Raw genomic sequence first — 26,812 nt, forward strand, 5'->3', positions numbered from 1 at the left:
CGTGCTCAACCGCCGTTTCGACACGCCCGAGGATCTGCCCGGCCGACGGCCGGTGACCTGGCGTCCGTCGGGCGCGGCGACGCCTCTGGCCGTTCTGGCGGGGGCCGCCTGGCCGCCGCTGTTGACCCTGGTCTTCTGGCCGCCGCGCAACTGGATGCCGGGGCTGGACACCGACTGGCGGCTGGTCATGCTGCTGGTCGGGCTGATCGCGACGCCGATCGGCATCTGGGCCTTGCGCGGCGAGCGCGAGCGCACCGGCCGACCCGACACCCGCATGGGCATCGTCTGGCGTTTCATGCTGTTCGGGGGTCTGTTGGCCGCCGCCTTGCAGACGGCCATGACCCTGATCCTGGTGATTCTGGGCTGGTTCGAGGCCGGGGACGTGGCCCAGGCCGTCGGGGCGACCGAGACCAAGCTGCTGATCTATGGTCTGGGCGGCCTGCCGATCGCGGTCATCCTGGGGGTCAGCTACGCCCTGTGGGCGGGGCTGTGCGTGGCCTTCATCGCCTTCATGCCGCGCCCGCCGACGGTCAAGGACCGGCTGGGGCTGATGGATCGGGACCGCGAACCGGCCGATCCCGCGCCGTCGGGACCGCGCCGCCGGTACTGAACCGCTTGCGTCCGCGCCCGATAACGGTGACGCTGGCGGCTTCGCGACAAGGGGGAATGCGATGACCGACGTCCTGGAGCCTAGACCGCAACCCGTGGCTCCCAAGGATCGGACGCGCAGCCTGGACGCCATGCGCGGCCTGGCCGTGCTGGGCATTCTGGCGGTCAATATCGTCGCCTTCGCCTTTCCGTTCGGCGTCTATATGGACGCGGACCTGGCGCCCAAGGCCCTGGGAACGGCCGGGACCTATTGGTTGTGGGTGTCGGACACCTTCTTCCATTCCAAATTCATCACCCTGTTCACCATGCTGTTCGGGGCCTCGGTCTTCATGGTCGGGGGCGAGCGCAAGGACCCGGTGCGCGGGCCGCTGATCCAGCGGCGCCTGTTGTGGCTGATCGTCATCGCCCTGATCCACGGCCTGCTGATCTGGTGGGGCGACGTGCTGCTGCTGTACGCCGTGACCGGTCTTCTGGCCCTGCTGTGCCGGTCGATGTCGGGACGCAAGCTGATCGGGATCGGCCTGGGCGTGACGATCCTGTTGGCGTTGCTGGGCGCGCTGGGCGCGCTGGCGATGAATTTCGCGCCGCCGGAAATGCAGGCCTCGATGGCGGCGCAGAAGGCGGCCATGGGCGGCACGCCGGAAACCATCGCCGCCTCGATCACGACCTACCGCAGCGGCTGGACCGGCATGCTGCAAGAGAATTTCGCCGCCTGGACGCAGCTACAGGTCGCCAGCCTCTTCTTCATCCCCTCGACCCTGGCCCTGATGCTGCTGGGCATGGGTCTGTTCAAGACGGGCTTCATGGCCGGGCGGGCGCCGACCTGGGTCTATCTGCTGACGGCCGCGCTGGGCGGCGGGGTGCTGGCGGCGACCGGCTGGTACGGCTGGCGAGACGCCTGGGGGACCGAGACCGAAGGCGCGGTGCAAGGCGTGCCCGAAGCCCTGGGCGCCTTCGCCTTCGTCATCACCCTGGCCTATATGAGCGTGATGATCCTTCTGGCCACGCGCGGCCGAAGCTGATCGCGGCGGTGTTCGAGCCGGTCGGCCGCATGGCCTTCACCAACTATCTGAGCCAGTCGATCATCATGACGACGATCTTCACCCAGCCCTGGGGACCCAGGCTGATCGGCCAGCTTGGGTGGGAGACCCTGCCGCTGCTGGTCGCGGGGGTGTGGGCGACGCAACTGATCTGGTCGCCGTTGTGGCTGTCGCTGTTCCGCATGGGACCGCTGGAATGGGTGTGGCGCTGCCTGACATACGGCCGGATCGTGCCCTTGCTGAAGGGACGCTGAGAGCGGCGGCGTGACGGGCTGACGTTGCGATGGGGCGGGCGATGGCCTAATCGCCCGACATGACCGACAGCGCCTCTTCTCCCGCTACATCCTCCAGACCCGAAGCCCGCGGCCCGCGCGGCTTCGCCGACCGTCGCGGCCGCGACGTGGCGGCCGAGCGCCGCATCGTCGAAAAGGTGGCCGCCGTCTATGAGCGGTGGGGCTTCGAGCCGCTGGAGACGCCGGCGTTTGAATACGCCGACGCCCTGGGCAAATTCCTGCCGGACGCCGACCGCCCGAACGAGGGCGTGTTCGCCATGCAGGACGACGACGATCAGTGGATGGCCCTGCGCTACGACCACACCGCGCCCCTGGCCCGGTTCGCGGCCCAGAATTGGGAGACCCTGCCCAAACCCTATCGCCGCTACGCCTATGGTCCGGTGTGGAGGAACGAGAAGCCCGGTCCCGGCCGCTTCCGCGAATTCTGGCAATGCGACGCCGATACGGTGGGTTCCGACCGGCCCGAGGCCGACGCCGAGATCGTGGCCATGGCGGTCGAAGGGTTGGAGGCGGCGGGCCTGCCGGCCGGTTCGGCGGTGGTCAAGATCAACAACCGCAAGCTTCTGGACGGTCTCTTGGCCCAGTCGGGCGTGACCGACGCGGCGCAGAAGCTGGTGGTCATGCGCGCCATCGACAAGCTGGACCGGCTGGGCGACGGCGGGGTGCGCGACTTGCTGGGCAAGGGGCGGCTGGATGAATCCGGCGCCTTCACGCCGGGCGCCGAACTGGCCGGACCCGCCATCGGCGCCATCATGGCCTTTCTGTCGGCGGGCGGCGGGACGCGATCGGAGACCCTGGACCGGCTGTCGGCCGTGGTCGGCGGGTCCGAGGCGGGTGCGGCCGGTCTTGAGGAGCTGGCGCGGATCGACACGGCGCTGAAGGCCCTGGGCGTGCCGCAGGACCAGGCGCGGTTCGATTCGGCGGTGGTGCGCGGTCTCGAATACTACACCGGTCCCGTCTATGAGGCCGAACTCCTGGCGCCGGGTTCGGTCAGCCTGGGTTCGATCGGCGGCGGCGGGCGCTATGACGACCTGATCGCCCGCTTCACCGGCGAGACCGTGCCCGCGACGGGCTTTTCGTTCGGGGTCAGCCGCCTGGCCTACGCCCTGAACGCGGCCAAGATGATCGAGGGCGCCCAGACCGTCGGTCCGCGCGGGCCGGTGGTGGTCATCGCCTTCAGTCCCGACGACATGGCCCACTATCTGGCGGCGGCGGGCGAGCTGCGCCGAGCGGGCATTCCGGCCGAAGTCTATCTGGGCAAGGCGGGCATGAAGGCGCAGATGAAATACGCCGACCGTCGCGCCGCCCCGGCCGCCGTCATCCTGGGCGGCGACGAGATCGCGGCCGGCCAGGTGACGATCAAGGACCTGGACGCCGGGCGCGCCCTGGCCGCCGGGATCGTCGACAACGAGGCCTGGAAGGCCGAACGGCCGGGCCAGGTCATGGTGGCGCGCGACGCCCTGGTCGCCACGGTGCGCGGCATTGTCGAAGCCTCTTCGAGTCTGTAACGCACAAGCGCGTTACTTAACGCCGTTCAGTCGCGCCTGGGGCGGGTTTTCGCCTTCCGTTTGATTGACTTGAGACCCCTCGTCGGGCCATTTGGCCTCACTCGAGGGACGCGGCGCTGACGCGACGCGATTCTCGAAGGCGTTTCGGGGAGGAAACGTCCGCTCCGTCAGAGAGCGAGAAAGCCCGCCGCGATGTATCCCCCGCGGCGGGCTTTTTCGCGCCTGGAGCCTGGCGCGAGGCGCGAAAACAAAGGGCCGGAGCGTCGCCGCCCCGGCCCTTGTCAATTCGGCGAAAAGACGAGGATCAGGCCTCGGTCTTCTCTTCCTCGGCGGCGGCTTCGGCCGGAGCTTCTTCAGCCGGAGCCTCTTCAGCGGCGGCCTCGGCGGCCGGGGCCTCGGCGGCCGGGGCCTCTTCGGCCGGGGCTTCTTCAGCAGCCGGAGCCGGAGCGGCGGCGGCGGCTTCGGCTTCTTCCTTGGCGCGGGCGGCGGCTTCGGCGGCCTCGATCTTGGCGGCGGCTTCGGCCTCGGCGCGGTCGGCTTCGCGCTGGGCGCGCTCGGCGGCGCGTTCCTGGGCCTTCTTGCCCGGCTGGGCCTTGTTCGGGTTGTTGCCCTGGGTCCACTTGACCTTGGCGCCGAGGGTCTCGTCCTGGCTCAGGAAGCGGGCGACGCGATCGGTCGGCTGGGCGCCCTTGCCCAGCCATTCGGCGATGCGCTCGACCTTCAGGGTGACGCGCGGGGTCGGGCCGTCCTTGGGCAGCATCGGGTTGTAGCTGCCGACGCGCTCCAGGAATTTGCCGTCACGCGGCGAGTGCGAGTCGGCGACGACGATATAGTAGTAGGGGCGCTTCTTGGCGCCGCCGCGGGCCAGACGAATCTTCAGCATTTTCAGTCTCTTTCTTTAGTCGAAATCATTTCTTGGGAGGGAAGCCCGGCAGGCCGGGAAGGCCTCCCGGAAGGTGTCCGCCGCCCAGGCCGGCGAGCCGGTCCTGAATGGCTTTCATTTCGTCTTCGGACGGTTCGGGCAGCTTGCCGCCGCCCATGGCCTTCAGCCGCGCCATGTCGGCGCCGCCGGGACCCCCGGCCATGCCGCCGAACATGGCGGCCATCTGCTGCATCTTCTTGGGTCCGCCGCGTGACATCATCTTGACCATGTCGGCCATCTGACGGTGCTGTTTGAGCAGGCGGTTGATGTCCTGAACCTCGACGCCGGCGCCGGCGGCGACGCGCTTCTTGCGGCTGGCGTTCAGCAGGTCGGGCTTCTTGCGCTCGGCCTTGGTCATGGAGCTGATGATGGCTTCCTGGCGGGCGATCATGCGGTCGTCGACGCCGCTGTCGGCCATCTGGGCCTTCATCTTGGCCACGCCGGGCAGCAGGCCCATGATGCCTTGCAGGCCGCCCATCCGCTTCATCTGCTGAAGCTGGGCGGACAGGTCGTTCAGGTCGAACTGGCCCTTGGCCAGCTTGCGGGCCATGGCCTCGGCCTTGGACTGGTCCAGGTCGGCGGCGGCCTTTTCGACCAGGGCCACGATGTCGCCCTGGCCCAGGATGCGGCCGGCCACGCGGCGGGCGTCGAACACGTCCAGCGCGTCGACCTTCTCGCCCGCGCCCAGATATTTGATCGGCAGGCCGGTGACGGCCCGCATCGACAGCATGGCCCCGCCGCGCCCGTCGCCGTCGGCGCGGGTCAGGACCAGGCCGGTCAGGGGCAGACGTTCGTGGAAGGCGGCCGCGGTGCGCACCGCGTCCTGGCCGGTCAGGCTGTCGGCGACCAGCAGGGTCTCGACCGGCTTCGCGATCTCGGCGACCTCGGCCACCTCGTTCATCAGCCCTTCGTCCAGGGTGATGCGGCCGGCGGTGTCCAGGATCAGGACGTCGAAGCCCTGGAGCTTGGCCGACTGCAGGGCGCGCCGGGTGATCTGGACCGCGCTCTCGCCCGCCACGATCGGCAGGGTCGCGACCTCGATCTGCTCGCCCAGTTTGGCGAGCTGCTCCATGGCCGCCGGACGCCGCGTGTCCAGCGAGGCCATCATGACCTTCTTGCGGTCGAACTTCGTGAGCCGCAGCGCCAGCTTGGCCGAGGTGGTGGTCTTGCCTGAGCCTTGCAGGCCAGCCATCAGCACCACGGCAGGCGGCGCGGCGTTGGTGTTGAGGGGAACGGGCTCTTCGCCGCCCAGCATTTCGATCAGGCCGTCATAGACGATCTTGACCACCTGGTCGGCCGGCTTGACCGAACGGATGACCTCTTCGCCCGTGGCGCGCTCGGTGGCGAAGGCGATGAAGTCCTTGACGACCGGCAGGGCGACGTCGGCCTCCAGCAGGGCCACGCGCACCTCGCGCATCGCCTCGGCCACGTCCTTTTCGGACAGGGCGCCGCGACCGGTGATCCGGTCGAAAACCCCTGTCAGCCGCTCGTTCAGAGCCTCGAACATACGCACCTCTTGAGCGCGCAAAACGACCTCAGCCCCAGTGGACGTATGACGTCGACTGGGGTCCTCGCCATCCTCGTCCGCATCCTTGTTGCGCTAACGCTCGGCTCGCGGAGCCTTGCTGCTTGTGCGCCCGGTGAGGGGTCGTGATGGTGGAGGCGCGAGGTTCACTTGCGCCGGAAGCGGCGGCTTATGACGGAAAAGCGCGGCGAAGACAAGGCGGGCGGGCCGGGGTCGAGCCGCGCGCGCGGGGGCGGGCGTCAGCCGCAGACGGGGCAGGCCGGGTCGGCGGCGATCTCGACCGTGCGGCTCCGGCCGGTCAGGCCGTCGTGCAGCGTCAGCCGCCCGATCAGCGGCCGGCCCGCGCCGGTGATCAGCTTGACCGCCTCCAGAGCGCAGGCGGCGCCGACCAGGCCGGCCAGGGCGCCGACGACGCCGACGCGGGCGCAGGTCGCCGCGTCCGGCGGAACGTCCGGGACCAGGCAGCGGTAACAGGGGCGGCCGGTGAAGATCCCGACCTGGCCGTCCCAGCGGCCAAGGGCGCCCGAGACCAGGGGAACGCCCGCCGCCACGCAGGCGGCGTTGACGGCGAAACGGGTTGGGAAGTCGTCCGTGCCGTCGACCACCACGTCCCAGCCGGGGATGCGCCGGGCGGCGTTCTCAGGCGTCAGCCGTTCGGGAAAGGTCTGGACGGCGACGCCGGGGTTCAGGGCGCCCAGGCGTTCGGCCCCGGTCTCGACCTTCAGGCGGCCGATGTCGGACGTGGCGAACAACACTTGACGCTGGAGGTTGGACAGGGCGACCGCGTCGTCGTCGATCAGACCCAGGGTCCCGACCCCGGCGGCGGCCAGATACTGGGCCGCCGGGCCGCCGACGCCGCCCAGGCCGACGATCAGGATGCGAGCGCGGGCCAGCTTCTGTTGACCCGGCCCGCCGATCTCGGCCAGCACCAGATGGCGCGCATAGCGTTCGACGTCGTCATCCGAGAAGGTCACGCGGCCTGATTAGCCCGCCCGCGTGACCGGGTCGAGGTTCAGGCCGCCGCCGCCGGGGCGACGATGCAGCTCGCCAGCATGTTCTCGGCCTCGGGGGCGGAGAGTTCGCACAGGGTGCGGCCGTTCAGGGTGCGCTCGACCGAGGCGGACGACAGGCCGCACATGGCCATCGGCGTCTCGAACCGGCGGGTCTGGATCGGGATGGTGGCCAGGATGCACATCTCGGTGTGGCGGGGGTCGTCGCGCACGCGCGTCAGAAGCCGGTCGAGGTCCGCTCGGCGCCCCTCGACGGCCTGGAGCACGCGGCCGTCGTGGAACAGCATGACGCCGGTGACGTGGTCCCGACGGTTGTTGCGTTCGGCCGCGCCCAGGATCTGGGCGATCGACAGGGTGGTCTGGCCGACGACGCCCACGGTCTTGCTGACAAAGACCGTACGGTAAAGCTCAATCATTCCAAATACTCGGCGATTGTGATTAGGTTGCACCAAATGTAACGGGTTACATGGTCAAAATTTTGCCCAGTGAAGTGTTTGCGCAACAATGAACTAAGCGCCGGGCAGGCGAATTGAGGCGTCCCTGTGTCGCGGCCGCCGCGTCATCCGGCGCCTGCGCGGATTTCAGGCGACATCGTTCGCCAAAGACGCTGGAATGCGGGCGAAGGAGTCGAGCCATGATCCGCCCCCTGATCCGCCGCATGACCCGCGCCGCCTGTCTCGCCGCGACCCTCGCCGCGACCCTCGCTGCGACGCTGGCCGCGCTGCCCGCCCTGGCCCAGGAGGCCGCGCCCGTGGTGGCGGCCGAACGCGCCTTCGCCGCCGACGGCCTGACCCTGGGCGTGGACAAGGCCTTCCACGCCTGGTCGACGCCGGACGCCATATTGATCGCCGGCGGCCAGGTTCTGAACGCGCATGCGGCCTATCCGGGGACGACGGATCTCGACCCGGCGGCGCCGAGCCTGGCGTGGTGGCCGAACTGGGCCGGGATCGCCAAGTCGGGCGACATGGGCTTCACCACCGGCGGCGTCGAGCGCGGGGGCGAGCGGCGCGGCCACTATTTCACGGTCTGGAAACGTCAGGCCGACGGGGCGTGGCGATGGGTCTATGACGGCGGCTCGGGCGCGAATTCCGCCGACGTCCCGCCTGCCGAGGCCGAGCCGGCGATCCTGGCGGCGGCGACGGTCGGTTCCGACAGCCCCGAGGCGGCGATGACCGAGGTGCGGGCCGCCGAGACCGCCCTGGCCGCGGCCGCCGCGGTCGATTCCCGCGCGGCGCATCTGGCGGTTCTGGCCGATGACGGACGGCTGTATGTCGCGCCGCGCCCGCCGGCGATCGGCAAGGCCGCCTATGCGGAGGCGCTGATGGGCTGGCCGTCGGTTTTCACCTTCGGGCCGACGATGGGCGGCGGGGCCTCGGACGCGGGCGACATGGCCTGGACCTGGGGCGAGGCGGCCTGGCGGGGGGCGGGCGACGCGGCGCGCACCGGCCACTATGTGCGGCTGTGGCAGAAGCGGCCCGAGGGCTGGCGGCTGGCCTTCGCCCAGTTGATCGCGGCCCCGCCGCCGCGACCGGCCGCTCCGGCGAACTGACCCCGCCTTAAAACCAGCGTGATCTGTGGTATAAGCCGCGCCTCCCGACCACCGCATACGGATCGCCGCCTTGAGCGTCACGCTCGACCTGTCTCGCGCCCAGCCCGCCGCCAAGGCGCCCGTCAACCTGACCGGTCTGACGCGCGAGGGCCTGCGCCAGGCCCTGGTCGAGGCCGGGATCTGCCCGCCCGAGAAGGCCAAGATGCGGGCGTCGCAGGTGTGGGGCTGGATCCACCATTACGGCGTCACCGACTTCGCGGCGATGAGCAATGTCGCCAAGGACATGCAGGCCAAGCTGGCCGAGCATTTCACCCTGGCCCGCCCCGAGATCGTCGAGCGCCAGGTGTCGAAGGACGGCACGCGCAAATGGCTGATCCGCACCGCGCCGGGCATAGAGATCGAGACCGTTTACATCCCCGATGTCGGCCGGGCCGGCGCCCTGTGCGTCTCGTCCCAGGTCGGCTGCACCCTGAATTGCACCTTCTGCCACACCGGCACTCAGAAGCTGGTGCGCAACCTGACCGCCGCCGAGATCGTGGCCCAGGTCCAGGTGGCGCGCGACGACCTGGGCGAATGGCCGTCGCCCAAGGAAGACCGTCGCCTGTCGAACATCGTCTTCATGGGCATGGGCGAGCCGCTGTACAATCTGGACCACGTCGCCGACGCTATCGACATCATCTCGGACAATGAGGGCATCGCCCTGTCGCGGCGCCGGATCACGGTCTCGACCTCGGGCGTCGTGCCGCAACTGGACGCCCTGGGAACCCGCACGGCGGCCATGCTGGCCATCAGCCTGCACGCCACCAACGACCCCTTGCGCGACGTGCTGGTGCCGCTGAACAAGAAATATCCGCTGGCCCAGTTGATGGATGCGATCCGGGCCTATCCCGGCATCTCCAACGCGCGGCGGGTGACGTTTGAATACGTCATGCTGAAGGGCGTCAACGACAGCCCCGAAGAGGCGCGCGCCCTGCTGAACCTGATCAAGGGCATACCGGCCAAGATCAATCTGATCCCGTTCAACCCCTGGCCGGGCACGGACTATGAATGTTCGGACTGGAAGACGATCGAACGTTTCGCCGCCATCCTGAACAAGGCCGGCTACGCCAGCCCCATCCGCACCCCGCGCGGCCGCGACATCCTGGCCGCCTGCGGCCAGTTGAAGTCCGAGAGCGAAAAGCTGCGCGCCAGCGCCCTGCGCAAGGCCGAACAGGCGGCGGCTGGAACGGACGAAGCGGCCTGAAGCCCCGGGGCCTCGGCGGCCCGCTTACAATCGGTCACACAGTGTGGCCGTCACGCGCTTGCGGATTGGGGCGGGATTCGGGCAAGCGGTTCGCATGGATGCGTCGTCGCTCAATGATCTGCTGAGCAGTCCCGAGGTGCAGGCCTTCGCCAGCGGGTTTCCCGTCATGGTGCTGCATCTGGGGGTGACCCTGGGTCTGTTGATCCTGGGGGCGCTGATCTACGCCCTGCTGACGCCGTGGCGCGAGATCGCCCTGATCCGAGACGGCAATCCGGCCGCGGCCGTGGCCTTCGCCGGGGTGTTGTTGGGCCTGGCGATCCCGCTGGCGGTCAGCCTGTCGGTCTCGACCTCGGTGCGCGACGTGGCCCTGTGGGGCGTGGCGACCCTGGTGCTGCAACTGCTGGCCTTCCGCATCGTCGATCTGATCCTGACCGGCCTGCCCCAGCGCATTCAGGACGGAGAGATCTCGGCGGCCGTGCTGCTGGTGGGGGCCAAGCTGGCGACGGCGCTGATCCTGTCCGCCGCCCTGACGGGCTGAGCCGATGCGCCGGGTCCTGGGCCTGCCGGACTGGGCCGTCTACGCCGTCGTGGTGGGCGGCCTGCTGGTCTTTTCCCTGGTCCGACGCGAGAACGCCGACGCCCCGCCCGCGCCCGCCCCGCCGGACGAGCTGGAGGGCGCCCTTCTGGGTCCGGTGACGCCGTTCGACCCCTCGGTCACCGTCCATGCGCCGGACACGCCGTTCCAGCCCGCCTCGGGCACGGCCTTTTCGATCGCGCGCGACGGACGCTGGGTGACCGCTCGCCATGTGGTCGAGGGATGTCGCCGTCCGGCCCTGGTGGTCGGCGGCGGGCGGGCCGTGGCGGCCGACGTGCGCCTGGCGCCGCGCGCCGATGTGGCGGTTCTGATCACCCAGGGCGGGCCGCCCGCCCTGCCGGTCGAGGCGACGGCGCCGTTGCGGCGCGGACAGCGGGCCTTCCATCCGGGCTTCCCCCAAGGACGGCCGGGCGAGGTGGCCTCGCGCCTGCTGGGCCGCGAGACGCTGAAGGTCACCGGGCGCGGCGCGCGCGACGAGCCGGTGCTGGCCTGGGCCGAGGTGGGCCGCACGGCGGGGCTGAACGGCACGCTGTCGGGTCTGTCGGGGGCGCCGGTGCTGGACCGCCAGGGCCGGGTCGTCGGCGTGACCCTGGCCGAAAGTCCGCGCCGGGGCCGGGTCTACACCACCGCGCCCGACACCTTCGGCCCGGCGATCCGCGGCCAGCAGCAGGCCGACGAGGTCCTGTTGGGCGAACCGATCACGGTCGACAACTACGGCCTGGTCGCCGATTCCATGCGCCGGGACCTGAGGGTCGCCCAGGTGGTCTGCCTGTCGGTTTGAGCGGGATCGCCCAACGGGGCGGCCTGAAACGAAACCGCCCGCCCCGGCGAACCGGAGCAGGCGGCGATCCTTCGAGGCGTCGGCCGGATCAGCGCAGCGTGGCGCTGTCCAGGTTCAGGGCCGACAGGGGCACGACCTCGACGTTCGGATAGGCGGCGCGAAGCTGCTCCAGGAAGACCTGGGCGTCGCCGACGACCACCACGCTGGCGCGGTCGGCCGGGATGTGCTCGCGCACGGCCGCCTGGATGGCCTCGGGCGTCACCGCGTTCACATCGGCGGCGTAGCTGGCCAGGCTGGACAGCGGCAGGTCGTACAGCGCCAGGTTGGCGACCAACGACCCCAGGCCGTCGACCGTCTCCAGCGTGCGGCCGAAGTCGCCGATCAGCGTGGCCTTGCGCGGGGCCATGTCGGCGTCGGTGACCGGCTCGTCCGACAGGCGCCGGACCTGTTGCAGCATCAGGTCGATGACCTGGGGCACGGCGTCGTTGCGGGTCTGGGCCGAGGCGGTCAGCATGCCCTGGTCCTCGCGCGCCGACAGACCGGAATAGGCGCCGTAGCTGAGACCGCGCTTGATGCGGATCTCCTGGCTGAGGCGGGCCGAGAAGCCGCCGCCCAGAACCGCATTGCCGACCGACAGGGGGAAATAGTCCTGGTCCGAGCGGGCGATGCCGCGCAGGGCGGTGATGACGGCGGCCTGGCCGGCGCCCGGCTGGTCGATGACGATGACGCGCGGCGCCAGGGCGGGACCGGCGGCGTCGGCCGAAGCGGCCGGGGCGGCGCCTTCGCCGCGCCAGTCGCCGAAGGCCTGTTGCGCCAGGGCGCGGGCGGCCTGGGGCGTGATGTCGCCGGAGAAGGTCAGGACCGCGTTCTCGGGCCGATAGCGACCGGCATGGAAGGCGGCCAGATCCTCACGCGTCAGGCCGGGGATGCTGGTCGGGGTGCCGTTGGCGGGCCGGCCGTAGGGGGCGTCGCCATAGACGGCGCGGGCGGCGGCCATGCCGGCGACGGGACCGGGCTGGGACAGTTGGACCCGCAGGCCGTTCAACGCCTGCTGCTGCTGACGGGTCAGCTCCTCGGGCGCGAAGGCCGGGTTGCGCACCATGTCGGCCAACAGGGTCAGGGCCTGGGGGAAGACGTTCGACGGAGCGTTCACCTGGACATTGGTGAAGTCGACGCCCGCGCCCGCGCCGAAGTCGGCGCCCAGGCTTTCGCCCTCGCTGGCGATCTGAACGGCCGAGCGGGTCTCGGTGCCCTTGTCCAGCAGGTTGGCGGTGAAGGCGGCGGCGCCGCCCTTGCCCGTCGGATCGTCCGAGGCGCCGGCGCGCAGGCTGAGCCGCGCGGCGACCAGCGGCACGCCCTGGGTCGGGGCGACCAGCACGCGCAGGCCGTTGTCCAGACGCAGCTCGGCCACGGCGGGCGTGGCGACGGCCACGGGCCGGCCGGGCTGGGGCAGGGGAATGCGCTCGCCCTCGGGGGCCAGGGTGACCGGCGCTCCGGCGGGGGCCAGGTCGGCCAGGGTGACGGGGGCGGTGTAGTCGCTGCGCTGCGGCGTCTCGGGGTGTTCGGCGTCGGCCTGGAGATAGCGCATGGTCACGGCGCGATCGTCGCGCAGATACAGGCGCGCCACGCGCTGGACGTCGGCCACGGTCACGGCTTGCAGATTGGCGATGTCGCGGTCCACCGAGGTCGGATCGCCGGTCATGATCAGGCTGTATCCAAACGCGAAGGCGCGCCCGTCGATGGTCTCGCGCGAGCGCAGGGCGTCGGCGATCAGCTCGTTCTTGGCCTCGGCCAGTTCGGCCGGGGTGACGGCCTGGTCGCGGATGCGCGCCACCTCGGCGCGCAGGGCGGCCAGACCCTCGTCCGGGGTCTTGCCGGGGTTCATCACCGCCGTGACCGACAGGTTGCCGACCTGCTGCTGCTGGTAGTTGCTGGAGCCGGCCGAGTTGGCGACCTGCTGGGTGTAGACCAGCGAACGGTACAGGCGCGAGCTGTCGCCGGTCGACAGAATGCCGTCCAGCACGTCCAGCGCCGCCCGGTCGGGATGGGCGTAGGGCGCGGTCGGATAGGAGATCTGCACCATCGGCAGGGGCACGTTCGGGCCGTAGAAGGTCGCCTCGCGCGCCGGGCCGTAGGTCTCTTCGACGTGGTTGATGGGCAGGGGACGGTTCGGCCGCTCGATGGCGCCGAAATACTGGTCGATCCAGGCGTCCAACTGGGCTTGGTCGAAATTGCCCGCCACGATCAGATAGGCGTTGTCGGGCCGGTAGAAGGTCTCGTGGAAGGCTTGAACGTCGCCGATGTTCGCCGCGTTCAGATCTTCGATCGAGCCGATGCCGGGGCGGCGATAGGGGCTGGTCTGGAAGGTGAAGGCCGGGGCGTGGATGCGCTGGAACCGGCCATAGGGCGTCGACAGGACGCGCAGACGGTATTCCTCCTTCACCACGTCGCGCTCGGAGGCCATGACGGCCTCGTTGACGACCAGCGAACCCATGCGGTCGGCCTCGGCGAACAGCATCCGCTCCAGGTGCTCGGCCGGGACGGTCTCGAAATAGTTGGTCAGGTCCAGATAGGTCGAGGCGTTGTTCGAGCCGCCGACATCCTCGGTCAGCCGGTCGAAGGTCTCGGGCGGCAGGTTGCGGGTCGCCTTGAACATCAGGTGTTCAAACAGGTGGGCGAAGCCCGAGCGGCCTTCCGGGTCGTCCTTGGCGCCGACCTTGTACCAGACCTGGACCGTGACGTTGGAGGTGTTGGCGTCGCGCGCCGTATAGACCTTCAGTCCGTTCGGCAGGGTGCGTTCGACAAAGCCCAGCGGCGGCACCTGGACCCCTTGGGTCGAGGCGGCGGGCGCGGCGGTCTGGGCCAGGGCGGGCGCGGCGGCCAGGCCCAGCATCAGGGCCGAGGCGGCGACGGACAGGATCAGGCGGGTCTTCATGATGCGGATGCTCCAGCGCCCGTTCCCCCGGGCGGCGGGACCCTATCAGCGGCGCCGTGCGGAACGCACCTTAACGAGATTTAATAAAACGTGGGCGTGGAACGGATTGCGATTTTTCCAACGTGTAAGCGTGTCGGACACTTTTGGGGTGACGGCGCGAGAACCGGCGGTAATGGTGCCGCCGCCTGCAATCTGTGAACGGACCTGTCCCGCATGAAACGCCTGCTCGTAGCCGGCGCCGCCCTCGGCGCCCTGATGATTCCCGCCGCCGCCTCGGCCCAGGATTCCCATGACCACGCCTGTCTGGATGAGACCTGCTCGGTCGTCAGCCTGGTGAGCGATTTCGCGGGCTTCGCCCAGGACGCCGATCCGGCGACGCCCGGCTGGCAGGGCACGGCGACCCCGTCCTACGGAACCTGGGGCTTCAACCTGGCGGGACGCGACACCTCGGTGAATCCGGGCGACGACTTCTTCCGCTACGCCGGCGGCCTGGCCTTCGACCAGATTCAGATCCCCTCGGATCGCACCAGCTACGGCGCCTTCGCCATGCTGCGCGAACTGTCGGACAACCGCGTCAAGGCCATGGTCGACGAACTGGTCGCCCGCAATGATCTGGCCGCCGGTTCGGACGAGGCCAAGGTGGCCGCCGCCTATCGCAGCTATATGGACCAGGCGCGGATCGAGGCCTTGGACGCCCAGCCGCTGCAACCCTATCTCGCCGCCATCCGCGCCGCCGACACCCACGAGAAGATGGCCGTCTATATGGGGTCGACCCAGGGCCGCGCCGGATCGTCGATCTTCGGCACCGGCATCACGATCGATTCCAAACGGCCCAATGAATACGTCACCTCGATGGGCCAGGGCGGTCTGGGCCTGCCGAACCGCGACTATTATCTGGACGCGCGTTACGCCGACAAGAAAGAGAAATACCAGGCCTATGTCGAGCGCATGCTCAGCATGATCGGCTGGGACGATCCGGCCGGAAACGCGGCGGCCATCATGGCCTTCGAGGAGAAGATCGCCCAGGCCCACTGGACCCCGATCGAGAACCGCGACCGCAACCGGACCTATAATGAAACCACCCCGGTCCGCCTGGCCGAGGCCGCGCCGGGCTTTGATTTCGCCGGTTATCTGAACGCCGCCGGTCTCGGCGCCATCGACCGCCTGATCGTCCGTCAGGACACGGCCATGCCCAAGATCGCCGCCATCTACGCCGAGACGCCGATGTCGGTGATCCAGGCCTGGCAGGCCTTCCACACCGTCGATGACGCCGCCGGAAGCCTGTCGCGCCGCTTCTCGGACGCCCAGTGGGAGTTCCGCAGCCGCGACCTGTCGGGCCAGCCCGAGCAGCGCAGCCGCGAAAAGCGCGCCGTCAGCTTCGCCGAGGGCGCCCTGAGCGACGCCACGGGCCGCATGTACGCCGAGCGTTACTTCCCGGCCGAGTCCAAGGCCAAGATGGAGGAGCTGGTCGCCAACCTGCGCCGGGCGCTGGCGCACCGCATCGACAACCTGACCTGGATGGGCGACCAGACCCAGGCCGCCGCCCAGGAGAAGCTGGCGAAATTCACCGTCAAGATCGGCTATCCGAACAAATGGCGCGACTATTCGGGTCTGGATATCCGGGCCGACGACCTGTTCGGCAATGTCGAGCGCATCGGCCGCTTCGGCTGGCAGTACCAACTGAACCGCATGAACGGGCCGGTCGATAAGGACGAGTGGGGCATGACGCCTCAGACGGTGAACGCCTATTACAACTCGGCCAATAACGAGATCGTCTTCCCGGCCGCCATCCTGCAACCGCCCTTCTTCGACCCGAACGCCGATCCGGCCGTGAATTACGGCGGCATCGGCGGGGTGATCGGCCATGAGATCGGCCACGGCTTCGACGACCAGGGATCCAAGTCCGACGGCGACGGCGTGCTGCGCGACTGGTGGACGCCGGAAGACCGCGCCAATTTCGTGGCTCTGACCACCCGTCTCGGCGCCCAGTACGACCAGTTCGAGACCCTGCCGGGCTATCACGTCCAGGGCGGTCTCACGATGGGCGAGAACATCGGCGACGCCGGCGGCGTGGCGGTGGGCCTGGACGCCTATCACCTGTCGCTGAACGGCCAGGCCGCGCCGGTGATCGACGGCACGACCGGCGACCAGCGCTTCTTCTACGGCTGGGCGCAGGTGTGGAACTCCAAATACCGCGACGAGGCCCTGAAGCAGCAGGTGGCCACCGACACGCACAGCCCGGCGCGCTTCCGCGTCATCGGCCCGCTGCGCAACGTCGACGCCTGGTACGACGCCTTCGGCGTCCAGCCGGGCACGGCCTATTATCTGCCGCCGGAGCAGCGCGTGCGCATCTGGTGACGGTCGGCTGATCGTCGGACGATCGGAGAGCGGCTCCCTCAGGGGGCCGCTCTTCTGCTATGGGGCGCGAGCGGACGCGCGGAGGATGCGGTGACGGACAGGTTGATCCTGGTGGGCCAGGTGGCGGGCGGCTTCGGCGTGAAGGGCGAGGTGCGGGTGACGGCCTATACCGCCGACCCCCTGGCCCTGACGGCCTATGGTCCCCTGTTGCGCGCCGACGGCTCGGTCGGCCTGACCCTGACGGCGGCGCGGCCCGACAAGAACGGCGTGGTCGGCCGGGCCAAGGAGATCACGGCCAAGGAACAGGCCGACGCGATGCGGGGGCTGAAGCTCTATGTCCCGCGCGACCGCTTCCCCCAGCCGGAAGAAGACGAATTCTACCTGGCTGACCTGATCGGGCTGGAGGCGCGCGACGGCGCCGACGCCGTGATCGGCCGCGTGAAGTCGGTGCAGAATTTCGGGGCGTCCGACATGCTGGAGATCGCCCCCGCGTCGGGCGGCCAGACCTGGTACCTGCCGTTCACGCGCGAGGCGGCGCCGGAGGTGCGGACGGCCGAGGGCTGGATCCGGGTGATCCGGCCCGCCGAGATCGGCGAGCCGGAGCCGGGCTGAACGGCGTCAGCTATTGTCTTCGGTCGGCGCGCCGGGACCGTTCTTCTTGATCGAGTCGATGGCGTTCTGAGCCGAGGCTTTCGAGGAATAGCCCTCGGTCGCGAAGATGGTCTCGCTGTTGTATTTGAAGCGGACGCGGAACTCGCCCGCCTTGTCCTTGTAGATTTCGAACTTGTGCGCCACCGGCGCCTCCTTGGGTGGATTGGGGGACCCGCAGGCTCGACAGGGCGAGGCGCGCCGTCAACCGTGGAAATGCCGGTTCCGGGACACAGGCGCGTGAAGGCCCTGGCGTGAGGGCGTGGCGCGCGGAACGTCGATGTCAGTCCGCCTTGGGCGCCTCGCCGCAGACGGCGCGAAAACCGGCGGCCGCGAACCGGACCATATAGTCGCCCGCCGTCTCCAGATCGCCCGACCGGCACAGGCCGTTCGACAGCCGGTCCAGACGGCCGGTCTCGCCCAGGGTCAGGGTCAGGGCGCCCGACAGATTGTGATAGGCCCAGTACAGATCGACGTCGCGCGCATGCGGCAGGACCTGTTTGATCAGTTCGATCAGCCGCCGGATTGCCGGGTCGAAATACCGCGCCATGGTCTCGCCGCCGAAGGTGGGGTTGGCGTTGGTCTGGGCCACCAGGGCGGAATAGTGTTTCCAGCCCGGCCCGCCCTTCAGCGACCATTGGAACGGGGGTCTCAGGAAGGCCTCGAACAGCCCTTCCAGCGTCATCTGGTCTCCGGCGGCCTTGGCGTAGCGGTTGACGGCCTCGACCCGCTCATTGTTCCACACCGCCGCGCGGCGCAGGAAGACGGCGTCGAACAGGCCGCGCTTGGCCCCGAAATAATAGTGGACCAGGGCCGTATCCACGCCCGCCTCGCGCGCCACCTCGCGGATGGTGACGCCGTAGAAGCCGTGTTTGGAGAACAGGTCCTCGGCCGCGTCCAGGATGGATTCGCGCGTGTCGCCGGTTCCACCGTCCTTGGCCTTGGGCGGGCGGCCGCGCTTGGCCGGACCAGGGCCTGGACTTGCGGCGGTCTTGGGCGCGTCGGTCTCGCTCATGGATCAAGGCATAGGCCCGGCGAGCCTTGCTGTGCAACGGCGCCACAGCGTGGCCGTAACCGGTTTCGGCCTTGGCGACGCCATTTGACAGGATCGTGAAAGGCGATCACCTTCGCCGAAAATCATTGAACGCTGAATAAAAGCGTCACGGGCTGGAAACATCATAATGAGGATCCCGATGAACCGACTGGTCAAGACCGCCTTGCTGGCGGGCGCCGCCTGGAGCGCGCTTTCCACCGTAGCCATGGCCCAGGAGGCCGCTTCCCAAGGGCCTGTGAACGCGGTCGAGGACATCGTCGTCACCGCCCGCCGCACCGAGGAATCGGCCCAGACCACGCCGCTGGCCGTGACCGCCTTCAACGCCGAGACCCTGCAACGTCAGGGCGCGCTTCAGGTCACCGACCTGCAAGGCGCGGTGCCGAACCTGAACATCGCCCAGGGCCGCGCCTCGTCGAACGCGACCAACATCTACATCCGCGGCGTGGGCCAGCCCGACGCCTTGCAGACCTTCGACCCGGCCGTCGGCGTCTATGTCGACGACGTCTATTACAGCCGCGTGCGCGGCACCCAGTTCGACCTGCTGGACCTGGAGCGCATCGAGGTTCTGCGCGGGCCGCAGGGCACGCTGTACGGCAAGAACACCATCGGCGGCGCCCTGAAGCTGGTGTCGCGTCGTCCGGGCCAAGAGTTCCGCGCGCGCGGCTCGGCGGCCTATGGTTCGTACAATCTGATCGACGTCCAGGGTTCGGTCTCCGGCCCGGTGACCGAAAACCTGGCCTTCGGCCTGGCGGCCCTGAGTTCGACCCGCGACGGCTATGTCACCGATCCGGTGAGCGGCGCCGAATACAACGACAAGAACACCCAGGCCGTGCGCGGCTCGCTGGCGTGGGATCCGGCCTCGAACGTCCGGGTCGACTTCGCCGCCGACTGGTCGCGTGACGACGCGGCCCTGACGGTCGGTCAGGCCACCAGCCCCTTGACCACGGTTCTGGGCGTGCCGCTGTACACCCCGCCGAACCCGCTGCCGCACTATAATTTTGAAACCTCGGTCACGCCCGGCCTGCCCAATTCGACCAAGCTGGACCACTGGGGCGGTTCGCTGCGGATCGCGTGGGACCTGTCCGAGAGCCTGACGCTGAAGTCGATCACCGGCTATCGCGACCTGTCGACGACCGACTACATCGACTTCGACGCCACGCGCCTGTCGATCACCGAGGCCCTGGTCGACGTCGATCAGAACCAGACCAGCCAGGAGTTCCAGTTGAACTGGAACAGCGGCCCGATCAACGCCGTGGCGGGCCTGTACTATCTGCGTGAAGAGGTGGAGTCGCACCAAGAGGCCTATGCCAACGACTTCCTGGGCGCGGCCTTCTCGAACTCGCGCTTCACCCGCACCATCGACGACACGCTGGAGACCACCTCTAAGGCGGCCTACGCCAACGTCAGCCTGGCGGTCTCGGACCAGATCCGCGTCTCGGGCGGCATCCGCCGCACCGAGGAGGAGAAGGACTACTGGCGCACGACCTCGACCTTCTACGCGGCCCTGCCGGCCTTCAACGCCACCTATGGCTTCGCCCCGCCGGTCGGCCAATACGACAACACCTCGGTGTCGGCCTCGATCGACTACCGGCCCGACGCCGACACCCTGTGGTATCTGCGCTATTCGGAAGGCTTCAAGTCGGGCGGCTTCAACGGCCGCGCCAATTCGGTGGCCGAATCCAGCGAGTACGACCCCGAAACCGCCGAAAGCTGGGAAGCCGGCTTCAAGGCCACGCGCTGGGATAACCGCCTGCGTTTCAACGCGGCCTATTTCATCACCGACTACAACAACTTCCAGGCCCGCATCTCGGGCACGGACATCGATCCGATCACGCGCGTGCCGACGGCCAAACTGTCGGTGCTGAACGCCGGCGGTCTGTTGCTGTCGGGCTTCGAGGTCGAGACCGTGCTGGTGCCGCTGCCGGGTCTGCAACTGGACGCCCAGATCGGTTACCTGGACGCCGACTACACCGACTTCGCCGACGCCCGCTTCACCAGCTTCGCCGGCAGCCGCGAGTTCCAGACCCCGGCCTTCTCGCCCAAATGGACCGCCCGCTACGGCGTTCAGTATGAGGCGGAGTTGGGCGACGGTTCGTCGATCACGGTCGGCGGCGCGGCCAAATACCGCTCGCGCATGGCCCTGGCGGTGGACAACACCCCGGTCAATTCGAATGTCCAACTGCCGGGCATGTTCCAGGAAGACTACTGGCTGTTCGACGCCCGCGTGGTGTGGAACGACCCGACCGACCGCTATTCGGTCGGCCTGTACGGCCAGAACCTGTCGGACGAAGTCTATAAGACCGACGCCCAGGAATTCTCGTCGGTGGGCGGCATCCGCACGGCCTATTACGGCGCCCCGCGCACCTGGATGATCAAGGTCTCGGCCCGCTACTGATCGGGCCTGTGAACGCCTGAACCCCTTCTCCTGGGGGTCTGGGGCGGCGGTTCGATGAGCCGCCGCCCTTTTTCTTTGTCGCCCGCCCGAGGCGCGGTTACCGTCGCCGCCAAGAACAAGATCAAGTCGAGGAAAACGCCATGACCGACACGGCCGCGCGCGCCGAGCGTCCGGGCTACCGCTTCTACGTCCTGGCGGTGCTGATCCTGGTCTATATGCTGAACTTCCTGGATCGGCAGATCATCGGCATCCTGGCCGCGCCGCTGAAGGAGGAATTCGGCCTGTCCGATAGCCAGTTCGGCCTGTTGGGCGGCATCGCCTTCGCCTCGGTCTATTCGACCCTGGCCATTCCCCTGGCCTGGCTGGCCGACCGGTTCAGCCGGGTGTGGATCATGACCGGCGCCCTGGCCGTCTGGTCGGGTTTCACCGCCTTGTGCGGCATGGCCGGGTCGTTCGGCCAACTGTTCCTGTTCCGCATGGGCGTCGGCGTGGGCGAGGCGGGCGGCGTGGCCCCGGCCTATTCCCTGATCGCCGACTATTTCCCGCCGAACCAACGGGCGCGCGCCCTGGCCGGTTTCGCCTTCGGCATTCCGCTGGGCACGGCGGCGGGCACGCTGGTTGGCGGCCTGTTGGCGGCGGAGTACGGTTGGCGCACCGCCTTCATCGCCGTGGGCCTGATCGGTCTGTTGGTCGCGCCCCTGCTGCGTCTGACGGTGCGCGACCCGCAGCGCGGCGGGCAGGACCGCGCCGCCGTCTCGGCCGCCGCGGCCGCGCCTGCGGCGTCGCCGACGGGTTCGACCCTGGGGCGCAAGGTCGGCCTGGGCCTGTTGGGCGTCGGCGCGGGCCTGGTCGCTCTGGCCGCGGCGATCCATTTCGGCGGCCTGACCCTGGCCGATCCGCTGGTGATCGGCTTCGCGGGCCTGTTGGGGACGGTGATCGGGATCTCGGTGCTGATCGCCCAGGCGACGGCCTCGGTGGTCATGGCCAAGAAGAGCTTCTGGCTGCTGGCCCTGGGCGCGGCCTCGTCCTCGGTCTGCGGCTACGGCGTGGCGGGGTGGCTGCCGCTGTTCTTCATGCGCAGCTTCGATCTGAGCCTGAAACAGGTCAGTTGGTATTACGCCGGCATCGCCCTGATCGGCGGCCTTTTGGGCATCTGGCTGGGCGGGATGATCGCCGACAAGCTGTCGCGGCGCGGCAAGGGCGCCTATCCTCTGACCCCGGCCATCGCCTTCCTGATTTCGGCGCCGCTGTTCATCGCGGCGATGAATTCGCCCTGGCTCATCGGCCTGGTCCTGCCGGGCGGCGGGACGCAGTTCCAGCAACTGGCCCTGGCCTTCCTGATCTTCCTGTTGCCGACGGGTCTGAACCTGGCCTGGCTGGGACCGATCACGGCGGCGGTGCAGCACCTGGTTCCGGCGCCGATGCGTTCGACCGCCTCGGCCCTGTTCCTGCTGTTCAACAACCTGCTCGGCATCGCCGTGGGCTTCTACTATTTCGGCTGGATGAGCGACCTTCTGGCTCCGCGCTTCGGCGACGAGAGCCTGCGCTGGGCCATCTACACCGGCATGGGTTTCTACCTGCTGGCCTCGGCCTTGCTGATCGGGGCCTCGCGGACCTTGAAACGCGACTGGGTGGATTGAGGGCCAGGCTGCCGGTTGCACCTGCGAAGGGCGCGCGCCTATAAGCGCCGCAACTCTTCCCCCAACCGGCGGCTTCCCATGAACATCCACGAGTACCAGGCCAAGCAGCTTCTGAAGGGCTACGGCGCCCCGGTCGCCGAGGGCGTGGCCATCACCTCGGCCGATGAGGCGGAAGGCGCGGCCAAGCGCCTGCCCGGGCCGCTGTATGTGGTGAAGTCCCAGATCCACGCCGGCGGGCGCGGCAAGGGCAAGTTCAAGGAGCTGGGCGCCGAGGCCAAAGGCGGCGTGCGCTTGGCCAAGTCCATCGAGGACGTGGTCGCCAACGCCCGCGAGATGCTGGGAAACACCCTGGTCACGGCCCAGACCGGCCCGGCCGGCAAACAGGTCAACCGCCTGTACATCGAAGACGGCGCCGACATCGACCGCGAACTGTACTGCTCGCTGCTGGTTGATCGCGGCACGGGCCGGGTGTCCTTCGTCGTCTCGACCGAGGGCGGCATGGACATCGAAGCCGTGGCCCACGACACGCCCGAGAAGATCGCCACCATCGACATCGACCCGGAAGCCGGCGTCACCCCCGCCAATGTGGTCGAGATCAACACCGCCCTGAACCTGACCGGCCCGGCGGCCCAGGACGGCGAGACCCTGTTCCCGACGCTGTATCGGGCCTTCATCGACAAGGACATGTCGATGCTGGAGATCAACCCGCTGATCGTCATGCAGAACGGCCGCCTGCGCGTGCTGGACGCCAAGGTCAGCTTCGACGGCAACGCCCTGTTCCGCCACCCCGACGTCAAGGACCTGCGCGACGAGACGGAGGAGGACCCGAAAGAGATCGAGGCCTCGGAATGGGACCTGGCCTATGTCGCCCTGGACGGCAACATCGGCTGCATGGTCAACGGCGCCGGCCTGGCCATGGCGACGATGGACATCATCAAACTGTACGGCAAGGAACCGGCCAACTTCTGCGACGTCGGCGGCGGCGCCAGCAAGGAGAAGGTCGCGGCGGCCTTCAAGATCATCACCGCCGACCCGGCCGTCCAGGGCATTCTGGTCAACATCTTCGGCGGCATCATGCGCTGCGACATCATCGCCGAGGGCGTGGTCGCGGCGGTCAAGGAGGTCGGTCTGGAAGTGCCGCTGGTCGTGCGGCTGGAAGGCACCAACGCCGAGCTGGGCAAGAAGATCTTGAACGAATCGGGCCTGAACATCACGGCCGCCGACGACCTGGACGACGCGGCCCAGAAGATCGTCAAGGCGGTCGGCTGACCGACGCCGACGCCCGCCCAGACACAGAATTCAGAGCACAGACATGTCCATCCTCGTCGACAAGAACACCCGCGTCATCGTCCAGGGCCTGACCGGCAAGACCGGCACCTTCCACACGGAACAGGCGCTGCGCTACTACGGCACCCAGATGGTCGGGGGCGTGCACCCGGCCAAGGGCGGCGAGCTGTGGCACGGGTCCGAGGGCGAGACCCTGCCGATCTTCGCCTCGGTGGCCGAAGCGAAAGAGGCGACGCGCGCCGACGCCTCGGTGATCTATGTGCCGCCCGCGGGCGCCGCCGACGCCATCATCGAGGCCATCGACGCCGAAGTGCCTTTCATCACCTGCATCACCGAGGGCATTCCGGTCCTGGACATGGTGCGGGTCAAGGCGCGGCTGGACCGCTCGAACTCGCGCCTGTTGGGTCCCAACTGCCCCGGCGTCCTGACCCCCGAAGAGTGCAAGATCGGCATCATGCCCGGCAGCATCTTCAAGAAGGGCAACGTCGGCATCGTCTCGCGTTCGGGCACCCTGACCTATGAGGCGGTGTTTCAGACCTCGAACGAGGGCCTGGGCCAGACCACGGCCGTCGGCATCGGCGGCGACCCGGTCAAGGGCACCGAATTCATCGACGTGCTGGAACTGTTCCTGGCCGATCCGGCGACCGAATCGATCATCATGATCGGCGAGATCGGCGGCGGCGCCGAGGAAGACGCGGCCCAGTTCCTGATCGACGAGGCCAAGAAGGGCAGGAAGAAGCCGATGGCCGGCTTCATCGCCGGACGCACCGCCCCCAAGGGCCGCACCATGGGCCACGCCGGCGCCGTGGTCTCGGGCGGCAAGGGCGACGCGGAATCCAAGATCGCGGCCATGGAGGCGGCGGGCATCCGCGTGTCGCCGTCGCCCGCGCGTCTGGGAACCACCCTGGTGGAAGTGCTGAAGGGCTGAGGATCGCGACGGGTGACTTAAGGTCAACCTTTGAAAAACCGCACTTTTTGCGATTTTCGCCGCACGAAAGAGCGCCTATGGGCCGGATATCGATACCCGGCTCATAGGAGATCGCCATGTCCGACAAACCCGCCATCGTTCTGGTTCACGGTTTCTGGGGCGGCGCCGCCCATTGGGCCAAGGTCATCCTGGAGCTGAACAAGCGCGGCTACGACAAGGTGTTCGCCGTCGAGAACCCGCTGACCTCCCTGGCCGACGACGCCGAGCGCACGCGCAAGATGGTGGCCCAGATCGACGGGCCGGTGGTGCTGGTCGGCCATTCCTACGGCGGCAAGGTCATCACCCAGATGGGCGACATGCCCAATGTGAAGTCGCTGGTCTATATCGCCGCCTTCGCCCCCGACGCCGGTGAGAGCGCGGGCGCCATCAGCCAGGCCAATCCGCCCGCCGCCTTCGGCAATATCGCGCCCGACAGCGACGGCTTCCTGTGGATCGCCCAGGACAAGTTCGGCGAAAGCTTCGCCCAGGACCTGCCCCAGGACGAAACCCTGGTCATGGCCGTGACCCAGAAGGCGCCGATCGGCGGCACGTTCGGCGACAACGTCACCGCCCCGGCCTGGAAGGCCAAGCCGAGCTGGTACCAGATCTCGTCCAACGACCGGATGATCAACCCGGAGAACCAGCGCATGATGTCCGGGCGCATGAACGCCAAGAAGGTCATCACCCTGGACGCCAGCCACGCCTCCCTGGCCTCGCGTCCGGTCGAGGTGACGGACTTGATCGTGGAAGCCGCCGAGGCCTGACCTCCGCGCCGACAATGATCGACGCGGGCGACGTCGTCCGCGTCGATCGCGCCGTCTCGACGCCTCGGGTCGGAGCCGGATCGAGGCGCCGTGACGGCGAAAATCGCCCCTGATCGGCCGGAATGACGCCCTCGCCGGTCAAAAACTTCGTCTTTCGCCCCCATTCGGTCATGACCCATGAGGAAACACGGCCTATATGAGCGGCGTCGCCGGGGCGCAGACGTGCGCGCGGGGCATGGGACTGACGGAACACGATGGCTGACGACGCCGGGCGCCTGAATCAGGTCTTCGCCGAGACCTCCTTCCTCTACGGCTCGAACGCCGCCTTCATCGAGGATCTGCACGGCCGCTGGGCCGCCGATCCGGCCTCGGTGTCGCCCGAGTGGCGCGCCTTCTTCGACCAGCTTCGCGACAACGCCGAGAGCGTGAAGGCCGCCGCCGCCGCGGGCGCCTGGGGCCGCTCGCCCGTGACCGAACCGACCGAGGAGACCGGCGCCTTCGACGGCCGGTGGCCCGCCCCGAAACCTGATCCCAAGGCCAAGGCCGCCGCGCCCGCCGCCGCGCCCGCCCCGGCCGCCGCCGTGTCGGCCGACGAGATCCGCGCCGCCGCCCACGATTCCATCCGCGCCCTGATGCTGATCCGCAGCTATCGCGTGCGCGGCCATTTGCAGGCGACGCTGGACCCGCTGGGCATCGAGCTGCCGGCGAACAATCCCGAGCTGACGCCCGAATTCCACGGCTTCACCGCCGCCGACATGGATCGCCCCATCTATCTGGACGGGGTGATGGGCATGCAGACCGGCACCATCCGCGAGGTGATGGCGGTCCTGAAGGCCACCTATTGCGGCAATATCGGCGTGCAGTTCATGCACATCGCCGAGCCGGAGGAGAAGTCCTGGCTGCAACAGCGGTTCGAGGGCGCCGACCGGTTCGACCGCGACAGCTTCACCAAGGAAGGCAAGCTGGCCATCCTGAACAAGCTGATCGAGGCCGAGGGCTTCGAGCGCTTCCTGCACAAGCGCTTCCCCGGCACCAAGCGGTTCGGCCTGGACGGCGGCGAGGCCATGGTCCCGGCGCTGGAGCAGGTGATCAAGCGCGGCGGCAATCTGGGCATGGACGAGATCGTGTTCGGCATGGCCCACCGGGGCCGCCTGAACGTGCTCGCCGCCGTGATGGGCAAGCCCTACAAGGCCATCTTCCACGAGTTCCAGGGCGGCTCGTCCGTGCCCAGCGACATCGAGGGTTCGGGCGACGTCAAATACCACATGGGCGCCAGTTCGGATCGCGAGTTCGACGGCAACAAGGTCCACCTGTCGCTGACCGCCAATCCGTCGCACCTGGAGATCGTCAATCCGGTCGTTCTGGGCAAGGCGCGGGCGAAACAGGCGTTCGACATCCGCGAGGCCAACATCGGCCAGCCGGAAGAGCAATGGGCGCTGGACCGCACCAAGGTCGCGCCGCTGCTGATCCACGGCGACGCCGCCTTCGCGGGCCAGGGCGTGGTGGCCGAATGTTTCGCCCTGATGGGGCTGAAGGGTTATCGCACCGGCGGCACCCTGCATTTCATCATCAACAACCAGATCGGCTTCACCACCTCGCCGCGCAACAGCCGTTCGTCGCCCTATCCGTCGGACGTGGCCCTGATGGTCCAGGCGCCGATCTTCCACGTGAACGGCGACGACCCGGAAG

General features: G+C 68.7%; 23 protein-coding genes. 16 read left to right on the top strand and 7 right to left on the bottom strand.

The features are described from left to right. Window position 1 precedes the first annotated feature (1 nt). The 4 genes from V7D63_RS08500 (at window position 2) to hisS (ending at window position 3,450) form a co-directional block, all read left to right on the top strand. Window positions 2-610: a phthalate transporter gene (locus V7D63_RS08500; RefSeq protein WP_333591837.1), complete on the top strand. Its 609-nt coding sequence runs from the start codon at window positions 2-4 to the stop codon at window positions 608-610. A 61-nt stretch (window positions 611-671) separates the two neighbouring features. After that, a complete protein-coding gene (locus tag V7D63_RS08505) occupies window positions 672-1,631 on the top strand; it encodes a DUF418 domain-containing protein (RefSeq protein ID WP_333591838.1) in 960 nt (319 codons plus the stop codon). 8 nt (window positions 1,632-1,639) lie between these two features. Next, window positions 1,640-1,903: a DUF418 domain-containing protein gene (locus V7D63_RS08510; RefSeq protein WP_333591839.1), complete on the top strand. Its 264-nt coding sequence runs from the start codon at window positions 1,640-1,642 to the stop codon at window positions 1,901-1,903. Window positions 1,904-1,962: 59 nt separating this feature from the next. Further along, window positions 1,963-3,450 carry a histidine--tRNA ligase gene (hisS, locus tag V7D63_RS08515; RefSeq protein WP_333591840.1) on the top strand — a complete coding sequence of 496 codons (1,488 nt, stop codon included), beginning with the start codon at window positions 1,963-1,965 and terminating at the stop codon, window positions 3,448-3,450. 304 nt (window positions 3,451-3,754) lie between these two features. Here hisS and rpsP read toward each other — a convergent pair whose 3' ends face one another. From rpsP to V7D63_RS08535, 4 genes are all read right to left on the bottom strand, one after another. Continuing rightward, window positions 3,755-4,333, bottom strand: a complete 579-nt coding sequence (rpsP, locus tag V7D63_RS08520) for a 30S ribosomal protein S16 (RefSeq protein ID WP_333591841.1) — start codon at window positions 4,331-4,333, stop codon at window positions 3,755-3,757. A 25-nt stretch (window positions 4,334-4,358) separates the two neighbouring features. Then, on the bottom strand, window positions 4,359-5,879 hold the full coding sequence (gene ffh, locus V7D63_RS08525; protein ID WP_333591842.1) for a signal recognition particle protein: 1,521 nt from the start codon (window positions 5,877-5,879) through the stop codon (window positions 4,359-4,361). Window positions 5,880-6,136: 257 nt separating this feature from the next. Then, window positions 6,137-6,871 (bottom strand): HesA/MoeB/ThiF family protein, encoded by a 735-nt coding sequence (locus V7D63_RS08530; RefSeq protein ID WP_333591843.1) that lies wholly within the window; start codon window positions 6,869-6,871, stop codon window positions 6,137-6,139. 38 nt (window positions 6,872-6,909) lie between these two features. Next, window positions 6,910-7,323, bottom strand: coding sequence for a BLUF domain-containing protein (locus tag V7D63_RS08535; RefSeq protein WP_333591844.1), 414 nt, complete (start codon window positions 7,321-7,323; stop codon window positions 6,910-6,912). 218 nt (window positions 7,324-7,541) lie between these two features. Here V7D63_RS08535 and V7D63_RS08540 point away from each other — a divergent pair, with 218 nt between their 5' ends. The 4 genes from V7D63_RS08540 (at window position 7,542) to V7D63_RS08555 (ending at window position 11,075) form a co-directional block, all read left to right on the top strand. Further along, complete coding sequence (locus tag V7D63_RS08540; protein WP_333591845.1) at window positions 7,542-8,456, top strand: DUF4440 domain-containing protein; 915 nt, start codon at window positions 7,542-7,544, stop codon at window positions 8,454-8,456. 70 nt (window positions 8,457-8,526) lie between these two features. Further along, window positions 8,527-9,699: a 23S rRNA (adenine(2503)-C(2))-methyltransferase RlmN gene (gene rlmN / locus V7D63_RS08545; protein WP_333591846.1), complete on the top strand. Its 1,173-nt coding sequence runs from the start codon at window positions 8,527-8,529 to the stop codon at window positions 9,697-9,699. Between the two features lie 94 nt (window positions 9,700-9,793). After that, window positions 9,794-10,237 (top strand): DUF350 domain-containing protein, encoded by a 444-nt coding sequence (locus tag V7D63_RS08550; protein ID WP_333591847.1) that lies wholly within the window; start codon window positions 9,794-9,796, stop codon window positions 10,235-10,237. 4 nt (window positions 10,238-10,241) lie between these two features. Then, a complete protein-coding gene (locus tag V7D63_RS08555; protein WP_333591848.1) occupies window positions 10,242-11,075 on the top strand; it encodes a S1 family peptidase in 834 nt (277 codons plus the stop codon). Window positions 11,076-11,163: 88 nt separating this feature from the next. On the opposite strand, the gene V7D63_RS08560 is transcribed toward V7D63_RS08555, so the two are convergent. Continuing rightward, the gene (locus V7D63_RS08560; RefSeq protein WP_333591849.1) at window positions 11,164-14,010 is read right to left on the bottom strand and encodes a M16 family metallopeptidase; all 2,847 of its coding nucleotides are present in this window, start codon (window positions 14,008-14,010) and stop codon (window positions 11,164-11,166) included. A gap of 213 nt (window positions 14,011-14,223) precedes the next feature. On the opposite strand from V7D63_RS08560, the gene V7D63_RS08565 reads away from it, so the two are divergent. Both V7D63_RS08565 and rimM read left to right on the top strand, forming a co-directional pair. Continuing rightward, complete coding sequence (locus V7D63_RS08565; RefSeq protein ID WP_333591850.1) at window positions 14,224-16,368, top strand: M13 family metallopeptidase; 2,145 nt, start codon at window positions 14,224-14,226, stop codon at window positions 16,366-16,368. 90 nt (window positions 16,369-16,458) lie between these two features. After that, the gene (gene rimM / locus V7D63_RS08570; protein ID WP_333591851.1) at window positions 16,459-16,980 is read left to right on the top strand and encodes a ribosome maturation factor RimM; all 522 of its coding nucleotides are present in this window, start codon (window positions 16,459-16,461) and stop codon (window positions 16,978-16,980) included. Window positions 16,981-16,986: 6 nt separating this feature from the next. Here rimM and V7D63_RS08575 read toward each other — a convergent pair whose 3' ends face one another. Together V7D63_RS08575 and V7D63_RS08580 are read right to left on the bottom strand one after the other, a co-directional pair. Next, entirely contained in the window at window positions 16,987-17,163 is a 177-nt protein-coding gene (locus tag V7D63_RS08575; protein ID WP_333591852.1) for a YegP family protein, read from the bottom strand. A gap of 136 nt (window positions 17,164-17,299) precedes the next feature. After that, the gene (locus V7D63_RS08580) at window positions 17,300-18,031 is read right to left on the bottom strand and encodes a TetR/AcrR family transcriptional regulator (protein ID WP_333591853.1); all 732 of its coding nucleotides are present in this window, start codon (window positions 18,029-18,031) and stop codon (window positions 17,300-17,302) included. 178 nt (window positions 18,032-18,209) lie between these two features. Here V7D63_RS08580 and V7D63_RS08585 point away from each other — a divergent pair, with 178 nt between their 5' ends. The 6 genes from V7D63_RS08585 to V7D63_RS08610 all read left to right on the top strand — a co-directional run. Then, window positions 18,210-20,465, top strand: a complete 2,256-nt coding sequence (locus V7D63_RS08585; protein ID WP_333591854.1) for a TonB-dependent receptor — start codon at window positions 18,210-18,212, stop codon at window positions 20,463-20,465. Window positions 20,466-20,605: 140 nt separating this feature from the next. Continuing rightward, window positions 20,606-22,105 carry a spinster family MFS transporter gene (locus tag V7D63_RS08590; RefSeq protein WP_333591855.1) on the top strand — a complete coding sequence of 500 codons (1,500 nt, stop codon included), beginning with the start codon at window positions 20,606-20,608 and terminating at the stop codon, window positions 22,103-22,105. Between the two features lie 78 nt (window positions 22,106-22,183). Further along, window positions 22,184-23,374, top strand: coding sequence for an ADP-forming succinate--CoA ligase subunit beta (gene sucC / locus V7D63_RS08595; protein WP_333591856.1), 1,191 nt, complete (start codon window positions 22,184-22,186; stop codon window positions 23,372-23,374). A 43-nt stretch (window positions 23,375-23,417) separates the two neighbouring features. After that, window positions 23,418-24,320 carry a succinate--CoA ligase subunit alpha gene (gene sucD / locus V7D63_RS08600; RefSeq protein WP_333591857.1) on the top strand — a complete coding sequence of 301 codons (903 nt, stop codon included), beginning with the start codon at window positions 23,418-23,420 and terminating at the stop codon, window positions 24,318-24,320. Window positions 24,321-24,436: 116 nt separating this feature from the next. After that, window positions 24,437-25,123, top strand: coding sequence for an alpha/beta hydrolase (locus V7D63_RS08605; protein ID WP_333591858.1), 687 nt, complete (start codon window positions 24,437-24,439; stop codon window positions 25,121-25,123). A 254-nt stretch (window positions 25,124-25,377) separates the two neighbouring features. Beyond that, the coding region (locus V7D63_RS08610) for a thiamine pyrophosphate-dependent enzyme (protein WP_333591859.1) at window positions 25,378-26,812 on the top strand (1,435 nt) is incomplete at its 3' end.

Source organism: Brevundimonas sp. (genome assembly GCF_036732845.1).
GTDB lineage: Bacteria > Pseudomonadota > Alphaproteobacteria > Caulobacterales > Caulobacteraceae > Brevundimonas.